This is a genomic window from Paraburkholderia fungorum (assembly GCF_046027605.1).
Taxonomy (GTDB): domain Bacteria; phylum Pseudomonadota; class Gammaproteobacteria; order Burkholderiales; family Burkholderiaceae; genus Paraburkholderia; species Paraburkholderia fungorum_F.
In genome coordinates this window covers 212573-231936 of sequence record NZ_JAQQEF010000007.1, presented here as the reverse complement: position 1 = coordinate 231936, position 19364 = coordinate 212573, and the positions used below count along the sequence as shown (strand labels likewise).

At 57.4% G+C, this 19364-nt stretch carries 7 protein-coding genes; 5 read left to right on the top strand and 2 right to left on the bottom strand.

Going from position 1 to position 19364, the window contains the following annotated elements; genetic code table 11:
* The first annotated feature begins 135 nt into the window (after positions 1–135).
* From PQR53_RS14585 to PQR53_RS14565, 5 genes are all read left to right on the top strand, one after another.
* Complete coding sequence (locus PQR53_RS14585) at positions 136–2382, top strand: primosomal protein N' (RefSeq protein WP_408454794.1); 2247 nt, start codon at positions 136–138, stop codon at positions 2380–2382.
* Positions 2383–2554: 172 nt separating this feature from the next.
* Positions 2555–3985 (top strand): YeiH family protein, encoded by a 1431-nt coding sequence (locus PQR53_RS14580; protein WP_408454791.1) that lies wholly within the window; start codon positions 2555–2557, stop codon positions 3983–3985.
* Positions 3985–4230 (top strand): hypothetical protein, encoded by a 246-nt coding sequence (locus tag PQR53_RS14575; RefSeq protein ID WP_408454788.1) that lies wholly within the window; start codon positions 3985–3987, stop codon positions 4228–4230. The genes PQR53_RS14580 and PQR53_RS14575 overlap by 1 nt, the downstream gene beginning before the upstream one ends.
* 595 nt (positions 4231–4825) lie before the next feature.
* The gene (gene putA / locus PQR53_RS14570) at positions 4826–8755 is read left to right on the top strand and encodes a trifunctional transcriptional regulator/proline dehydrogenase/L-glutamate gamma-semialdehyde dehydrogenase (protein ID WP_408454785.1); all 3930 of its coding nucleotides are present in this window, start codon (positions 4826–4828) and stop codon (positions 8753–8755) included.
* 90 nt (positions 8756–8845) lie between these two features.
* The gene (locus PQR53_RS14565; RefSeq protein ID WP_408454782.1) at positions 8846–9994 is read left to right on the top strand and encodes a branched-chain amino acid ABC transporter substrate-binding protein; all 1149 of its coding nucleotides are present in this window, start codon (positions 8846–8848) and stop codon (positions 9992–9994) included.
* A gap of 77 nt (positions 9995–10071) precedes the next feature.
* On the opposite strand, the gene PQR53_RS14560 is transcribed toward PQR53_RS14565, so the two are convergent.
* A complete protein-coding gene (locus tag PQR53_RS14560) occupies positions 10072–18273 on the bottom strand; it encodes a cycle-inhibiting factor (RefSeq protein ID WP_408454779.1) in 8202 nt (2733 codons plus the stop codon).
* 39 nt (positions 18274–18312) lie between these two features.
* On the bottom strand, positions 18313–19182 hold the full coding sequence (locus PQR53_RS14555) for an OTU domain-containing protein (protein WP_408454776.1): 870 nt from the start codon (positions 19180–19182) through the stop codon (positions 18313–18315).
* Positions 19183–19364: the final 182 nt, after the last annotated feature.

Sequence of the window (19364 nt, the reverse complement as noted above, 5' to 3'; positions counted from 1 at the left end):
GCAATTGTTCAGCCGAATCCAAAACTTAGCGCCGAAATTGAAGTTTTACTTTAACTTCGACGGCTTCGCCGTTTGTTCAATGTGCACCGTGATGTGGCGTCGTGCTGCATCCATTTACCCCACCCGTGCCGCCGCGTGAGTGAGGTATTTGTTCGCGTTGCGCTGGATCATCCGCTGCCGACTTTGTTCGACTACCGGTGCGACACGCCCGAACGTGTCGCACCGGGCATGATGGTGAGCGTGCCGTTCGGCAAGCGGCACGTGGTGGGCCTCGTCTGCGAAGTGACCGCTCACAGTGACGTGCCCGATAACCGCTTGCGGGCGGTCAATCAGGTTTGCACCGCCTGCCCGCCCGTGTCGGCCGAATGGTTGGCGCTCACGGCCTTCGCCGCCGACTACTATCAACGCGGCCTCGGGGAAGTGGCGCTGCCCGCTTTGCCCCAAGCTCTGCGTGATGCTTCGCGCTGGTCGCGCCTGTTCGCGCCGGCGGAACGTTACCGCTTGACGGCGGAGGGTCGCGCCGCATTGCCCGACACATTGCCGGCGCGAGCCAGCGCGTTGCGCAAGCTTGCCCTGGCTCTCGCCGAGGCCGAATTTCTGAGCGCCGCGGACGCTCGCGCGCTCCATCCCAAAGCCATCGCGACACTGGACGCATGGCAAGCCGAAGGCTGGGTTGCGCTGGAACTGATCGAAGCCGCCGAGGTGCTTGCCAACCCGACATCGCGGGATACGCCGGCACCCACGCTACCCACCCTCACCGACGAACAGGCAAGCGCAGTCGAAGCGATCCGCGACGCAAACGGCTTCGCGCCCTTCCTGCTGCACGGCGTGACGGGCAGCGGCAAGACGGAGGTGTATCTGCGAGCGCTCGCCGAGATCCTCGCGGCGAAGCCCGACGCGCAGGCACTCGTCCTCGTCCCCGAAATCAATCTGACGCCGCAGTTCGAGTCCGCCTTCCGGGCGCGCTTTGCAGCGCTCGAAGGCACGTCGATTGTCACGCTGCACAGCGGTCTCGCGGAAGGCGAACGCGCCCGCAACTGGTTCGCCGCGCACACCGGACGGGCGCGCATCGTGCTCGGCACGCGGTTGGCGGTGCTTGCCTCGCTGCCCAAGCTCGCGATCATCGTCGTCGACGAGGAGCACGATCCGGCTTACAAGCAGCAGGAAGGCCTGCGCTATTCGGCGCGCGATCTGGCGATCTATCGCGCCAAGCAGCTCGGTTTGCCGGTCGTGCTGGGCTCGGCCACGCCATCGCTGGAAAGCTGGTGGCAGGCCGATCAGGGGCGCTATAAGCGTCTCACCCTCTCTCGCCGCGCGGTCGCCGAGGCCGTGCTGCCGACCGTCAAGCTGATCGATCTGGAAGAGGAGCGGCGGCGCGGGCGGGCCTCGGTAGAGGGGTTGTCCGGACCGCTGATCGCGGCGTTGAAGACCCGGCTCGAGCGTGGCGAGCAAAGTCTCGTGTTCCTGAACCGTCGCGGCTACGCGCCGCAACTCGCCTGCGACGCCTGCGGCTGGGTCGCCGGCTGTCCACGCTGCAGCGCTTACGTCGTCCTGCACAAACCCGAACGCGCGCTGCGCTGCCACCACTGCGGCTGGGAATCGCGCATTCCGCGCTCGTGCCCGGACTGCGGCAATGTCGACATCGCGCCGATGGGACGCGGCACGCAACGCGTCGAGGAAACTCTGGCCAGCGCGGTACCCGGCGCCCGCGTGCTGCGCATCGACGCCGACAGCACACGCCGCAAAGGCAGCGCGCAGGCGCTGTTTTCCGACGTCCACGCCGGCGAGGTCGACATCCTCGTCGGCACGCAGATGATCGCGAAGGGCCACGACTTCCAGCGGGTGTCGCTGGTCGGCGTGCTGAACGCCGACACGGCGTTGTTCTCACACGACTTCCGCGCGAGCGAACGCCTCTTCGCGCAATTGATGCAAGTCAGCGGGCGCGCGGGCCGCGCCGGTTTGCCGGGCGACGTGCTGGTGCAGACACGCTATCCGCGCCACGCGCTGTATCACGCGCTGGGGCGGCACGACTACGTCGGCTTTGCCAATTCGACACTGGCCGAGCGGCGCGACGCGCATCTGCCACCGTTCGTCTATCAGGCTTTGCTGCGCGCCGAAGGCCGCACGCTCGAAGCCGCGCTCGCCTTCCTGCAGCAGGCGGCCGCCGCACTGACGGAGATTCCGGCCGCCGAGCGCGTGACGGTCTATGACGCTGTGCCGCTCACCATCGTCAAGGTCATGCACGTGCATCGCGCGCAATTGCTGATCGAGAGCGCGTCGCGTGGCGCATTGCAGGCCACTTTGCGCGCGTGGCAACCGCTGCTGCGCGGTTTGAAAGGCGTCCTGCGCTGGAATCTCGAAGTCGACCCGCTCGACATCTGACGCCTGTCGCCGCATCCCCGCGCGGCGTTACTCCTTTCAGTCATATTCATAGAGCGAATGGTCGTTTCGCTTTGCGGCGCCGCTCGCCTATATTTCGCCGAATCGGCGCACATTCAGGCAAAACTCAACAATCACGCGCCGATGCACCTTAACTTTCCCCGGGGCATTTGCGATGAGCGATACCAACCAGACACTGCCGAGCGGCGCCGCGCCCAGCCAACCGCGCAGCGGCCGTAGCGCGCACGGCGGCGGTCTCTTTTCCACGGAAGACTGGTGGGCCGTCTGGGTCGGCCTGCTGGTGATCGTGATTGCCTGGGCGCTGTTCGCCTCGGGCAGCAGCATCAAGTGGTTGGCGGTGGCGCCGGCCAGATGGTCGAGCGTCGAGCAAGCCGCGCAGGACATCGGCAAGCATCTGCCGAACTATCTCGCGCTGTTCGTCGCATTCGCCGTGCTGTTCGGCGTAAGCCTTGCCACGTTGAAGCAGCGGGTCGGTGCTTTCCTGGCGTCGTTCCTGGTCCTGTTCGTCGCGTCGGCGCTGATCTTTACGCTGGGTGCGTGGGTCAATGCGTCGAAGTACAACCTCGAGCCGCCGCTGGTGGCGCTGGCGCTGGGCCTCCTGATCTCGAACGTTGTCACGTTGCCCGAGTGGTTCTCAGCCGGCCTGCGCGTGGAGTTTTACATCAAGGTCGGCATCGTGCTGCTCGGCGCGACGCTGCCGTTCACCTTGCTGGTGTGGGCGGGGCCGGTCGCGGTGGGGCAGGCCAGCATCGTCTCGCTTGTCACGTTCTTTGTGATCTTCTTTGCCGGCAAGGCGCTTGGTCTCGACCGGCGGTTTGCCGCCGTGCTCGGTGTGGGCGGCGCGGTGTGCGGCGTGTCGGCCGCGATTGCGATTGCCGGCGCGGTGCGGGCGAAGCGGGAGCAGGCGTCGGTGGCGATCACGTTGGTGGTCTTGTGGGCAATCGTGATGATCTTCGTGTTGCCGTTCGCATCGCGTTCGCTAGGGCTCTCGACGGCGGTGGCGGGTGCGTGGATCGGTACGTCCGAATTCGCCGACGCCGCGGGCATTGCCGCCGCTCAAGCCTACGGCGACTTCGCGAAGCATGCGGGCGGCGTGATTGCGGGCGCCCCCGAGGCATCGCTGCAGGCGTTCACGCTGATGAAGGTCGTTGGCCGCGATATCTGGATCGGTATCTGGGCGTTCGTGCTGGCGATAGTCGCGACCACGCGCTGGGAGTCGCAAGATAGCGGCGTCAAAGCCAAACCCAATGCCGGGGAAATCTGGGCGCGCTTTCCGAAGTTCGTGATCGGCTTTGTGATCGCCTCGGCGCTGGTAACGTGGATTGCCAGCCACTATTCGCTGGCTGATTATCGCAAGGTCGTCACGCCTGATTTCGTCGCACCGATCACTGCGTTGCGCACGTGGGCGTTCACGTTCTGTTTCCTCAGCATCGGGCTCACCACGCGCCTGCGTTCGCTCACGGCCACCGGCCTGAAGCCGTTCCTGGCGTTCACCGCCGGAGTGGTGGTCAATATCGCCATCGGCTACGCGCTGTCCGCGCACGTGTTCGCACCGTACTGGAATAGCTTGGGGCAGGGCTCGTAATGAGCGAGGCTGTCCGCATGGCAGGCACGGCCCACGCACGCGGAGACGCGTGCGCGCCGCGCTGTGCCAGCTGCCGGAATCGCGCCGAGGATCGGCATTCACTGGAGCAGAGCATTCCGGGTCTCGCTGTGTTCAGTTCAGGGTTTGGCGCGAGCGTGGCGGACAGCCGGCTATGCCGGCTGCACGATCAGTTCGTTTCGCCCGACGACGTTTGCGCCCAATACGAGCCGATTCCGCCGCACTGACGCGCACGTTCGCATCGCTAGCGGCCTTTGAACCTAGCGGCGCGCATTCACCGTCCGGTGTCGGCCGAGGAACCGCATCTCGATGTCGATCCTGAGCCGCCGGGCGTGGCCCCTCAATCGTTCAACGCTGCCCGCGTGTCGCCAGCCGATGCGCGCGACGCAGGACGCACACGCTTTTCATCAGTCATGCTCCTGCCCGGGCCGCTGGTCGCGCCACGGATGAAAAGCACAGCGCAGGTTGCGCACATCGCCCAGATTCCAAACACGACTAACCACTTTTCCATTTCGCCAGTCCTCAAAACCCCGTACCGTTTTTATGTGCGTGCCTTGCGGCCGCGACCATCCATGTTCTGTATAACGGCGCGCCGAACGATCTGATAAGGGTAAAAGCGAAAAGAATCACGCCAGGGAAAGTACTGATCTCAACCGCCGTCGCGACGCGCAACCCGATCCGGCGCAAACCCCCGCCGTATGGGGATTCCAAGAAGGTGCAACCATGCAGGGCGCATGGTTGCACCTTTTTATTTGGAGGCGTACGATTCGCCCAACTTTAGTCTTTCCCCAGTGAAATCGTCTGGTATCCGAAGAAGGAAACATGGCTAGCACCACCCTCGGCGTCAAGGTTGACGACCTCCTGCGTTCCCGGCTGAAAGATGCCGCCACCCGACTCGAACGTACTCCGCACTGGCTGATCAAGCAGGCGATCTTCGCGTACCTCGAAAAAATCGAGCACGGCCAGTTGCCGCCTGAACTGTCGGGCAATACCGGCTCGGCCGATCTGGCCGACGGCGCCGCGGTGGAGCAGGAGGAAGACGGCGCCGCGCATCCGTTCCTCGAATTCGCACAGAATGTGCAACCGCAATCGGTGCTGCGCGCGGCGATCACCGCTGCGTACCGGCGTCCCGAGCCGGAATGTGTGCCGTTCCTGCTCGGCCAGGCGCGTTTGCCGGCCAATCTCGCCGGCGACGTGCAAGCGATGGCCGGCAAGCTGGTCGAAACGCTGCGGACCAAGAGCAAGGGCGGCGGCGTCGAAGGGTTGATCCACGAATTCTCGCTGTCGAGCCAGGAAGGCGTCGCGCTGATGTGCCTCGCCGAAGCGCTGCTGCGCATTCCCGATCGCGCCACGCGCGATGCGCTGATCCGCGACAAGATCAGCAAGGGCGACTGGAAATCGCACGTGGGCCAAGCGCCCTCGCTGTTCGTCAACGCCGCGACGTGGGGCCTGATGATCACCGGCAAGCTGGTGACGACCAATAGCGAAACGGGTTTGTCGTCGGCGCTCACGCGTCTGATCGGCAAGGGCGGGGAGCCGTTGATTCGCAAGGGCGTCGACATGGCGATGCGCCTGATGGGCGAGCAGTTCGTCACCGGCGAGAACATTTCCGAAGCGCTCGCCAACAGCCGCAAGTACGAAGCACGCGGTTTCCGCTACTCGTACGACATGCTCGGCGAAGCGGCCACCACCGAAGCCGACGCGCAACGCTACTACGCGTCGTACGAACAGGCGATCCACGCGATCGGCAAAGCCGCCGGCGGCCGCGGCATTTACGAAGGCCCGGGCATCTCGATCAAGCTGTCGGCGCTGCATGCCCGCTACTCGCGTTCGCAGCAGGAACGCACGATGAGCGAATTGCTGCCGCGCGTGCGCTCTTTGGCGATCCTCGCGCGCCGCTACGACATTGGCCTGAACATCGACGCTGAAGAAGCCGATCGCCTCGAAATCTCGCTCGACCTGCTCGAAGCACTGTGCTTTGATCCGGAGCTGGCGGGCTGGAACGGCATCGGTTTTGTGGTGCAGGCGTACCAGAAGCGCTGCCCGTTCGTGATCGAGTATCTGATCGATCTGGCGCGCCGCAGCCGTCACCGCATCATGGTCCGGCTTGTGAAGGGCGCGTACTGGGATACCGAAATCAAGCGTGCACAAGTGGACGGCCTCGAAGGCTATCCGGTGTACACGCGCAAGATCTACACAGACGTCTCGTACCTTGCCTGCGCGAAGAAGCTGCTCAGCGCATCGGACGCGGTGTATCCGCAGTTCGCCACGCACAACGCGCACACGCTGTCGGCGATCTATCACCTCGCGGGCAACAACTACTACCCCGGCCAGTACGAGTTCCAGTGTCTGCACGGCATGGGCGAACCGCTGTACGAAGAAGTCACCGGCCGCGACAAGCTGAATCGTCCGTGCCGCGTGTACGCGCCCGTCGGCACGCATGAAACGCTGCTCGCGTATCTCGTGCGCCGCCTGCTGGAAAACGGCGCGAACACGTCGTTCGTGAACCGCATCGCCGATGAGAACATCGCGATCAAGGATCTGATCGCCGACCCGGTCGAGGAAGCCTCGAAGATCGTCCCGCTCGGCGCGCCGCACGCGAAGATTCCGCTGCCGCGCAATCTGTTTGGCGCCGAGCGTCTCAATTCGATGGGTCTCGATCTGTCGAACGAGCATCGTCTGGCATCGTTGTCGTCGGCGTTGCTGGCGAGCGCGCATCATCCGTGGCGCGCCGCACCGATGCTCGAAAACAACGAGATCGCCGCAGGCGCCGCACGTGACGTGCGTAACCCGGCCGATCATCGCGACCTCGTCGGTACCGTTGTGGAAGCAACCTCGGAACACGTGAGTGCAGCCTTGGCCCACGCGGTCGCTGCGGCGCCGATCTGGCAAGCCACGCCGGTCGAGGCCCGCGCGGACTGTCTCGCCCGTGCCGCCGATCTGCTCGAAGCGCAGATGCACACGCTGATGGGTCTGGTGGTGCGTGAAGCCGGCAAGTCGCTGGCGAACGCGGTTGCGGAAATCCGTGAAGCGATCGATTTCCTGCGCTACTACTCGACGCAGATCCGCAACGAGTTCTCCAACGACACGCACCGCCCGCTGGGTCCAGTGGTCTGTATCAGCCCGTGGAACTTCCCGTTGGCGATTTTCATGGGCCAGGTTGCCGCGGCGCTCGCAGCCGGCAACACGGTGCTCGCAAAGCCGGCCGAACAAACGCCACTGATTGCCGCACAAGCCGTGCGCATCCTGCGCGAAGCCGGCGTGCCGGCGGGCGCGGTGCAACTGCTGCCGGGCGACGGCGAAACGGTTGGTGCCTCCCTGGTGGCCGATCCGCGCACTCGCGCGGTGATGTTCACCGGCTCGACCGAAGTCGCGCGTCTGATCAACAAGACGCTGTCGAACCGTCTCGATCCGGAAGGCAAGCCGATCCCTCTGATCGCCGAAACCGGCGGCCAGAATGCGATGATCGTCGACTCGTCGGCGCTCGCTGAACAGGTGGTCGCGGACGTGCTGCAGTCGTCGTTCGATTCCGCCGGTCAACGGTGTTCCGCGTTGCGCGTTCTTTGTCTACAGGACGATGTGGCGGACCGCACGCTGGAAATGCTGACGGGCGCAATGCGCGAGCTGTCGGTGGGCAATCCGGATCGCCTGTCGATCGACGTCGGCCCGGTGATCGACCTCGACGCGAAGCGCGGCATCGACGCGCACGTCGCGGCGATGCGCGAGAAAGGCCGCAAGGTTGAGCAATTGCCGATGCCGGAAGGCGGCGCACAAGGCACGTTTGTTCCGCCGACGCTGATTGAACTCGACAGCATCGACGAATTGAAGCGCGAAGTGTTCGGCCCGGTGCTGCATGTGGTGCGTTACCGCCGCAGCCAGCTCGACAAGCTGCTCGAACAGATCCGCACGACCGGCTACGGCCTGACGCTTGGCATTCACACGCGGATCGACGAAACGATCGCTCACGTGATCAGCCGCGCGCACGTCGGCAACATTTATGTGAACCGTAACGTGATCGGCGCGGTGGTGGGTGTTCAACCGTTCGGTGGCGAAGGTTTGTCGGGCACGGGTCCGAAAGCCGGCGGCGCGCTGTATCTGCAGCGTCTGCTGGCCACGCGTCCGGCTGGTTTGCCGAAGTCGCTGGCGCAGTCGTTGATCGTGGATGCGCCGCAAGCGTCGGAAAACAGCGACAATCCGACCGCTGCATTGACTGCTTACCGCGACTGGCTGATCGGCGAACAGCAACCGGTGTTGGCCGCCCGCGTCGACGGTTATCTGTCACATGTGTTGGCGGGCGCAACTGCGGTATTGTCTGGGCCGACCGGCGAGCGCAATACGTACACGCTCGGCGCGCGCGGCACGGTGCTGTGTATCGCCTCGACCGCGAGCGGTGCGCGCGTGCAGTTTGCCGCGGCGCTGGCTACGGGAAATCGCGCATTGTTCGAAGGCGCGGCAGGTGAACAATTGGCGTCTCAGTTGCCCGCTGCGTTGAAGTCTCACGCAAGCGTGAAGAAGAGCGCCGATACGCCCTTCGATGCAGTGCTGTTCGAAGGCGATAGCGACGAGCTGCTGGCGCTGGTGAAGGAAGTCGCGAAACGCGCGGGGCCGATCGTCTCGGTGCAGGGCGTCGCGGCTCGCGCGCTGGACAGCGGCGATGAGGACTACGCGCTCGAACGTCTGTTGACGGAGCGCTCGGTCAGTGTGAATACGGCAGCAGCAGGCGGTAATGCGAATTTGATGACGATCGGTTGAGCGAACCTCATCGGTTACTTCAAAAAAACGGAAGCGGTACCGGCGACCCCGAAAAACCGCTCCATCCACACCTGGTACCAAGGAGAAGCTATGCAACACAAAATGAAACAGCTGGCAGGCGCAGCACTGGTTGCGGCAATGTCGCTGGCGGGGACGGCCAACGCTCAATCGTCCGAAGACGTGAAGATCGGCTTTGCCGGTCCGATGACGGGCGCACAGGCTCACTATGGTAAGGACTTCCAGAACGGCATCACGCTGGCTGTGGAAGATATGAACGCGACCAAGCCGGTGATCGGCGGCAAGCAGGTTCGCTTCGTGCTGGATTCGGCCGACGACCAGGCTGACCCGCGCACCGGTACGACCGTTGCACAAAAGCTGGTGGATGACGGCATCAAGGGCATGCTCGGCCACTTCAACTCGGGCACCACGATTCCGGCTTCGCGCATCTACGCGAACGCGGGCATCCCCGAAATCGCCATGGCGACGGCGCCTGAGTACACGCAGCAAGGCTTCAAGACCACGTTCCGCATGATGACGTCCGACACGCAGCAAGGTTCGGTCGCCGGCACGTTCGCAGTCAAGACGCTGGGCATGAAGAAGATCGTGATCGTCGACGACCGCACGGCTTATGGCCAGGGTCTGGCTGATCAGTTCGAGAAGGCAGCGAAGGCAGCAGGCGGCCAGATCGTCGATCGTGAATACACGAACGACAAGGCGGTGGACTTCAAGTCGATCCTGACGAAGCTGAAGTCGTCGAACCCGGATCTGGTGTACTACGGCGGCGCGGATTCGCAAGCGGCACCGATGGTCAAGCAGATGAAGCAACTGGGCATCAAGGCACCGCTGATGGGTGGCGAAATGGTCCACACGCCGACCTTCATCCAGCTCGCGGGCAACGCAGCGGACGGCACGGTGGCATCGCTCGCCGGCCTGCCGCTGGAAGAAATGCCGGGCGGCAAGGACTACGTCGCGAAGTACAAGAAGCGCTTTAACGAAGACGTGCAAACGTACTCGCCGTACGCTTACGACGGCGCAATGGCCATGTTCGACGCAATGAAGAAGGCTAATTCGACCGATCCGGCCAAGTACCTGCCGCTACTCGCGAAGACCTCGATGCCTGCAGTCACGGCAGCGAACCTCGCATACGACGGCAAGGGCGACCTGAAGAACGGCGGCATCACGCTGTACAAGGTTGTCGACGGCAAGTGGACGACGTTGCAAAGTGTGGGTGGGAAGTAAAGTCGTACCGCCCTTATCGAGCAAGAAAGGCCCCCGCGGCGACGCGGGGGCCTTTTTGTATGTGCGTTCGGGTTTCGTCAACTTCCCGCGACTTTGACACTGAGCACCCGCTCAACGTTACGTTCGAAATTGGCACGATCATAGCTGCGCATAATGAACGTGCCGCCCTTGTCCCCACGCAGGTGGGCCAGTTCGATATTGCCGGGCTTTCTCTGTAGATCAAAGACGGAGGCCAGCAAGCCACGCTGCTTGTCTGGGGACAACTGCACAAAATCGTGGCGCATGAGCGCGAGAATATCCTCGACGCTGACGCTCTCCATACTCCGGCCTCTGAGCCAATCCTGGACCCTCAGTTCCGGCAAGACGCCGCCTCCTAGATTGGACTGCAGGATATAGGCTTTCATTTCTGGGCCGGCGGGAAAGTCGATCAGATACTGATGTTGAAGCCGTTGATCTCTAATCAGAAAGACATAATTCTTTGTGTGATTGAGATTTTTTACCACCGTGGCGAATTTCGACCAATCTGTTTGCTCCATTTTAGTTGGATCGACCGCAAACTTATCTTCAACCATTAGCTTAAAAAGATTATTCGCAGAAAGGCCGCCCGCAGGTTCCGTCGGAGCATAGGGGTTCGTGCCGACTAAATCCTGATATGTCTCCAAACCGCCCATTTCGTTGACCTCGCGGTCAATTTCAGTTCGCATTTGAGCGGCATTGCGGTCGACAATCCGTTTATCATACTGGTCATTCCACAGTACGCGAGCCACATCGATATTCAATAGATCGTTCGCCAGCTTATTAAAGGCCAGCGCACCCGGATAAGCGCCGGCGCTCAACGGTGCCGGTAAGGACTCGTGCTGCGCCTCTTTTTCGCTAACGATCCAGCGGCCGTCCGGCTTCCGCTTCACGGCGATGGTGCCAATGTTCGTTTCGACGGCTTGGTCTGACTTGAGCTCCCAGCCGGTTCCTGAATTGTCCAATATCACCTGGTATGTGCGGCCATCTGAGCGAATATAGTAATCTTTCTGATTCAGGTCGACGGGTTTCTCATACACGCCCTTGAATATGTCTTCGTTCACGCCAAAATGCAATCCCGTCGTATCCACGTTGACACTCCATCGTGGATCTAAATCAATTTCGGTTTGTTTGGTAGGCCCTTTATCGGCAAGATGAATTCTCGTCGAGAAAGTGGTCGTGTCTTGTGCGGTGTACGAATACATCGGGCAATCAACTTTGCGCAAACGCCACTCGGGAACACGTAACGGCGTCATCAATCCGACGGCACGACTAGTGGGGGAAATGGCGCCGAAAAACGCATTATCGATATCTGCAACAGAGTCGAAGTCTTTATATGCAATAAATGAACGAGAATATGCATCCCTAAATTTTCTGGCCCACGCTTCCTCAGTACCGTAGAAGGGTAACCCAAAAGGATGGCGCCGGCCCGCCAGAATATCCACTGCAATTGCCGTATCGTCGGTCTTGTCGATAACGAGGTAATGCATCTCGGGCTCGATCGTATTAGGCAGACCCCAAATCATCACAAGCCGACATTTCACCGCCCGACCGACCCCTTCCATTGATGACATGACAGCTTTCGTCGCGGTAGCCTTGTCAGCGCGGAGATTATTAAAAAAAGGCCTAAGCTTATCGCTACTCTCGAGCTTCATTCTTAATTCGTAGAGGGTGCGCGACGGCTCAGCCGATGGCGGCGTTACTGAAGGCGAGAAAAATCGCTCTATATCATTGGCTGCCGTTACCTTTATTCGTCTTGCCGGCGTTTCGTCTATTGAGCCAATTTCTACGAACCCATCAATCTTGACATCGCCTTTCCCGTCTCTCAGGATAAGAAGCTGGCCGTTTCCAACGGAGAATTGGCCAGCTCGGTTTTTGTAGCTATATGCCCAGTGGGTCGCATCCTGTCGTTCAATCGGAGTTGGAGAGGTGTTTTCCAAAGGGCGCGAAGAAATGATATAGGTGTTGTCAAAATAACTATATAATCCGCGTAAATCAGCGCCCGTAGGTTCGTCTGACAAAACTAACGAGGATTTGTGGTCGGTTAGAACATCATGGACATGGGCGATGTGCCTGACGCCGTCACTATGCGTTTGCCATTTGGCGTCTTGAAAATGTTTGCCAGCATGGTAAACATACACTGCATTTTCAGATTTCTTTATACCTATAACTTGAATGCATCCGGATAATGCGCCCGAAGAGATAAGAAGTGGGCGCCCAGGCACAAGGTCGTCAAGCGATATTTTTAAACCATTAGCCCCATCGTTCCCGTTCGAAATCTGAATGACGTCAAGCCTTTGCAGCGCACCGTGTTCTCCGTTCCAAAAATCTCCATAGGAAACCTTCGAAGCCTGTGTATAGGATACGATATCGGAACCCTGTCCTAGTCGTATGTTATACAGCGCTGTGCCGTCCAATGCGGTGGAGGGCTGAGCCAGATTATGCGTGATCTGGGAATCACTTTTTGCGAAAACAAAATTCCATGGAAGGCTCCTGATCTCTCTGTCGGGCCGGAGATAAATCGCACCTTTACCCATTGCACCGGAGATATTTCCAGATAGTATCTTTTCAAATTCTACGTTGTCGGTTGCCAGCGGATTAACTATCTCGGGTACAGGCCCGCTCTTGGAGATTCCCGGCGCTGGAACTGCTGCGCCCCTTATGGCACCACGCAAAAGAGAACGTAGGTTACTAAAGGTTTCGCGGTTGAAAACTGCACAATACCTGGCCAGTTCGTCCACTCTCCTCATTCCGAATTTGATTGCAATATTCTCCGATCGCGGATTTATTGCCAACGCGACGATGTTCTGAACCCCGCTCATCTGAAACGCCGCATGTTTAACCGTATGAAAACTCAGAAAACTACCAATACCTTCGAGATTATATTTTTGCAACTCAACCACGGTCCATGCCGGGCTATGACGATGGCGGAACACGTATTCTATAAATCTATCGTCATTTCGAATTTGGGAAAATGGGTGGGCAACGATGCCACCTACCGACACGGTATATATTTCTCCGGTTGATTCATCGTGAATAGCAGAGAGCCCGAAAACGGTTGCTGCCAGGCTTTTCCCCTTCTCGGATTTGTCAACTATCCCAAAGACTCTCGTGGAAGGCGACGAATAATATTGCAGCAGTTCGTCAACTACCATTGACCCGGCTCTGGCATTCGCAGCTATGTCAAGTGCGCGCAGGCCGCCACCCCCGCTTGCATACTCCATCGCCAAATATGCCATCTCATCATATAGTGCCTGGTACTGCATAAGGATGGTCCGCACGTCTTCAATCTTTATCAGGTATTCAGCGTGGCCTAGCAGAACAAGTTCAAACCTTGAGGTCGGTTCGTATCGCTTTTTCTCATGGTCATAAACCCTTATTTTTAACCTTTCCCGAATAAACGGATAGGCGAGCGACATCTGTGCCATGAGATCGATCTTGTTTCCCACCAAGCTATTGCAACCGTAAACCAGACCCCGGCAGATGCGGCCGGGACGATGCAGATGAGAAACGCGGCCTTTCAGATCAGTCAAACGCCCTAAAAGCCCACGGAGAGCCACATACCTCGATAGGTCCTTGACTATTTGTTCCTGCCCTATAAGCTCTGCACGGAGCGGCAATATTGCATCGCTATCATGCGTGTCCACAGTGCCGCGCAGCCTTCCAAGCTTTTCGCGCTCTAGTCCAAAATCCCGGTCAGGATTATCGATACCCATCTCCTGCATTTCGGTTTCGACATGTCCTATTAGGGTATCAAGCTCCCCCAGGTAAGAAGAATCAAATGACAGGACTTCATAGGGCTGTTTCGATTCGTCGAAAAAATCAGCAGAGCCAAATTCGTAATTGTTTGAAGGTGAAGTAAGTAACTTGCCCGCCGTCGCGGCGGAGTTATATTTTCTGCCGAGCAATATCCCTTTGGATCTATGGTCACGCCATTCGTCCCATGAAAATAACGCCGTGTCTTTCCCTTCTCTCCGTGCAGATGGATCAATGATAGACACGATTTTATTGTCATGACGAACTGCCACCGCAAGGTTAACCGTGGGGAATTCGTCTGTGATCTTTAAATATGTTAGTGTCAGATAAACTTTGGTGTGGATGCCGTTTGATTTTGCAATCTTTTCGATAACCTCGATGGACTTGATGTCGCCGGTTCCTGAAATCGCCGTGTTGAACTTGTCATCCTGAATCACCTCTAGCCATCGTTGAGCAAACCAGTGTGATGCCATTGTTTCAGGTTTCTTAATTACCGGTGCCGCGCTGGGAGGGTTCCATACAGTAGGGGAAAGTTCGATGGTTTGCTCGGTGTTCATCGCGTCCACAAGCATACGGTTGGATCGAGAGAGCATCCACGAAGGCCGGTTTATGACAGTCCATGAGGCGTCGTTGGCATCGTCATGAGGGGTAGTTGATCCAAGAGCGGCCTTGAACTGCTGTTCAAAAGAATTGAAGGCAGAGAAATCCCGGAAAAGGCAAAGCTTGTCACCAAGATATTTTTGATAAGCTTGTCGCCAATTCTTGTCGGATTCAATGATTGGTGCTTTAATCAATTGATTAAAAAGTCCGCCAGCGGCGATATCTACGGAGTAAATTGAATTATTCTTTTGAACGGTAAGCAAAAAAGAAATCTTTGCGTCTGGCTGGCTTGCAGACGACCATATTTTCATCAAACGGAAGTTTGTGATGTAGCCTGCTTCTGAAAATATCTGCGCCAGATCCGGCAAGTCGCTGACCCTGAACTCCTCTGGGAATCGCACGAATTTGTTGCATGATGGCTTTTGCGTCAAATGATTGACAATTTCCAGGATGTCCGTTTCGCTTTCTTTTCCTGGAACACTGTCAGACGCTTTCGCTCCGAGTCCCTCGTCAAGTACACCTTCAATTTCAGAGCGCCCGTTGATTTGTATTTGACCGCTGGAAGTCCGGGACAAAAGGTAGTGCGTATGACCTTCCAATTTCGAAAATTTGACGTCGCTGTCAAGTAGGCCATAGTTAAGAATCCATAGACCTTCAGCGGAGATTGCATGGCGGGACAAATTCTTGAGCGCGGACCGTTGTGAGACGGGCGAATCCGGTGGGACCACGTGAAATTCAGTTGCTCCCGACGGGTCGGAATATACAATATTCGCGTGATCAAACAGTCGCGCGAGCACCTGTATGTCGCTCATGGCAACATCGTCGGGGACGGCCATCCGCATACTGGGATTGCGTATCAGGCTATTGTGAACCTGGAAGAACCTCTCAATTGTGGAATCACGCCGCGCGGACGCCACTGAATCTACAGAGGGCTTGCTTATGTGATAGAAAAATACGCTGCCCTCCTGCTCGCTGATTCCCATCATAAAGATGCTGTCTGACAATGCGCCCGGACTGACCAGAAGAGGTCGATTTTTGTCAATGTCCTCGAAATTGAGCCGAATGCCAATCGCACCGCCCTCGGCTGCGGGGATCAAAAGAACTTCGACGTTTTCGTTGGGCGAGGATAATTGGGAGACAAAACTGACTTTTTCGCCAAAACTTGAAAAGACTATATTTTCAATCCCCCCAAACTGGAATTGCTCAAACCCGCTCTGAAGTGCGGGAGGCTCTGATTGAACCGGAGCGACTGTGAGAAATTGATCGTCGTTTCTGGCGAACTGAAAAGGCGTATCAATTTTAACGGTATGCCGCCGTGGGTCGAGTGATATTGCTCCTTTGTCTTCAAATGCACGAAAATTTCCTCTCCACGTGAACCCTTCGGCATCTCCTTTCTCTTCGCCGACACCGCTTGGGCCGGGTTGTGGCTCGTTATCTGCGCCCCGCAGAGTTTCGGCTGCCTCAGTGTAAGAAAATTCATAGACTCTGACGTCGCCCGAGGATTCCGTTCTAAATATCTGCGGAGGCGGCTTTATTTCCGTCGAGGGTTTTTTGGGTGCTTCAGGATTTTCTGGTTTTGCGTCAGGGAGGGGCGCTCCATCCGAAGTGCCGACTACTTTGTCGGCAGGCTTTAGCTTAAATACCAACTTGCCGTTCATCAGCCTGCGGACCCCCTTGTACAAAACTGGTCCGATTAACTCCAAAGGAACTGGCTCCCATGGGGAAATGAAATAGGATACTGTCATAGTCGAGGCGCGCAATGATGCAAGCGCCAGCTCTGTGCCGGCTTGCTCAATAACACGCGTCAGCAGAGCCAACCCGCGAAAGCCCTGGTGTGCATTGACTAGAATCGTGCTGTGAAGCAGATTTGACTCTGCATAAAGAATTTTACCGACAGGGACGCCGAAAAATGCGACGGCCATTCCTGCATTTATGACTTCCCAGGTGATTTCCCCATACGATGGAGCATATTCGGTGTCGTGATAATTTCGGTAGGTGATATCAAAACCGGGTATCATCGGGGTGAAATACTGCCACCATCTCAGTTTATAATGTGCAACTTCAGACTGATCGGCAATGCCTTTAACTAAACCCTCAGCCACCTTCTGGACGACTTGAATCAACGGAGTGCGAGTGCCGCCTGGTTGCCCGACCAGCGATTCCGTCGTTGAGAGCCTTAAGCGAGGAATCCGGTAGGTTGTTTTGTCCAATGGAAGGTGGCTTCCAAATATAGGTGCAAGGACAAGTCTGTCTAGTGGTTCACCATACCACTCCTGATTGTCGAGCGAATAGTCACCATGCAAAGGCACCGGCGACGGGGTCGATCTTATCCTTATTTTATCAAGAGCTGCATTTGAGCACATCGTCGCGTCTGAAATCGGCTTTATATAAAATCGACCGCCGATAGTTGATATGGCTATCCAATCGTTCGACTCCAGTTGACAGAAGACGAGATCTCCCGCATATCTCCATCTATCGCGGCCTGCTTGGAAACCACCTGCTTCTGGTATCCAGACACTGAGGTTACTCAGCGCTAATTCCATCCGCGCGCAGCGAATTGGCCGTGAGGCTAGCATGTCATAGGGATGAACGCCAAATTGTGTCAACTGATCAATGGCGATTAACTTTGCAACATCGGCGAGATATCCGTTTTTAAATACAGAGAATTGATTGTAGTACTCGGTATCGCTTGTTGTCTCGGCGTTGGTTTCCACGTTTTGCAAATACGTTAACCCTTCCATACCATTCCGGTGGGCGCTTCGGGAAAACGGGATCTGCTGCATAAGCGAAGTGAAATGGCGAATGACTCGGGGTGGATCTTTGACCTCGCTGTAAAGTTGATCGACAGTCGCTCCCATTTGCGCCATCAGAAAGATCGCTTCCGCGAAAGACACAAAATAGAATATATCCTCGTTCGACGCAATCAACCCAGAATAGTTATTAAGGAGGTCCTTTGTGGACAGCTGTTCAAGCTTTGGTCGCGATTCCCCGGGTGCGAATTTTCGAAGTGCTTCGCGAACGGCTTGGGCGCGGCTGTCGAGCAGCAGAATATTGGTATCTGCATTAGACTTAGGCGGCAGCCGGGTTCTCAGATCTATTAAAATGCCAAGATATTCCCGAGACCGCTTTACAAGTATAGAGAGATACAGCGCGGCATATCTGCTCTGCAAGAGCTTTGCGCTCTTCTCGTCACACGCAGAGCGATAGGTGGATCCTCTATAATTGTATAGAAAATTTCGACAATCATTTATTGTTGAACGAATGATATTTCGAGTATATTTGGCACTTGTCGAAATATCAGCAAAATTCAAGATTCCACCGTGTCTGGCTATCTCATTTTTTAACGAATCTATATATATTTCCCGTACTGTCTCGCAACCTTTTTTACAGTTCTCGTCCAGGTCAAAGAACATCCGCGGCCGGAGTTCGGATTTAAGAAATTTCTGGAATTCTACTTCGGACGTAGGAGCCTCGCGCGAGGTAGCGGGTAACGAGAAAAGCGATTCCAGTTCAACGGCGGATGAAATAGAACCTTCTGCGGGGCGACCAAGCAGATCAAGGTAACGACAGGTTTCATACGCTTTTATTTTTATTAAAATGGGAATGACGCTATAGAAGTTCGGTGAAGAAGCTCGGCTGCCAGTCGAATTGGAAAGTTGGTATAGTTCGGCTCCATAGCGGTCCTCCGAAGATAGACGTCTTGCGTCCGTACTGGTTTTATCAGCTTGATAATCGGAAAAAGCTGCTTTTACAGCGCTGGCGTAAGTGGCCGCCTCGTGCGTCAAATCAGTTGAAGTCTTGCCCAGCCACAGATCAGTCATGGATTTTTCAAATAACCCATTATCGAAGCTACTCGTAATGAATTCGTGTAGCCACTCCATTTTCATCCAGGATATATAAATCCACATGTGATAGTCCTGATTGTGTGAACCGGTTTGAACCAACCTTTAAGCAGCCGCGCGGGATAAACCGTCGGCAGAATCGGGATGGTTAGGATGCGCGCTCAGCTCGCCCGCGCGCGCTTTCATACCTGCTGGCCCGCCCGCTTTGCGAATTGCGCAGCCGCATGGAAGAAGCCGCCTGCTGACGTCTCCTGGTGGTGCCTGAAGCACTGCGATGCTGGTCGGCGAAGGCGGTGAGCCGCCGGACCGTTTCTGATTGCGGGACGTTTCGTTTCCAATCGCCGCAACTCTCACGCCCCGGGATTCGCGCTCCCTCTCGCCTGGTGTCTTGCGCACTTCGGAGCGCCTCAACGGCTGGGTCCGGCGAGCAACCGGGGCGCCATCGTCACCCAGCAGAATCAGAATCGCCTCGAACTCCGGATGACCAAGCGCGCAGTCCCGTATCTCGCGACGGAAATAGTCGGACGCTTCCTGCTCATTTGCAGGCACACGTCCCCGGAAAATCCGCGTGAGCGCATCCTCATCCCCGCACGCTTGCAGTGCCTTCCAGATAGCGTTGAAGAAACAGTTTCCGTCAGGTCGAACCCAGACGCGTTGGCCCGCTATAAGTGCCCAGTAGTGGTTCTCCGCCACCTCGATACATACCTCGGTAGCGCTGCCCCCCGATGCACCAAAAGACGCATGGTTTCGACCGTTCCAGGCGTGAAGCGCCAGCCCGCCCTCCTTCCAGCAAGGTAGTTCGGAAACCAGAAAGGGCATTGAATCCGCCAGTTCAAAATTCCACTCGCCATTGCGGCCGATACGCTCGACCTGGTCGATCCACCTCGATTCCGCAACATCGCGTTGCTCATCAATTTCATCGTCCTGGCGTCGCGTCGTTCTGGTCGTGGAATCGTTCTCTGCGTAGCTGCGCATAAACCGCCTCGATCGGAGAGTTGACTTTGAATAGAACCGTGAGTTGTCCGGCCGCGACGCGCGCCGTTTCCGGCAACAGGCCACCACTACGCAGCGACGCTAGTCGCCAGGGGACGCGGTTCTATCACGAAAAATCTGAACGAGCGATTGCCTGCTCACGCCGGGTAACCGCACGTTGGCGA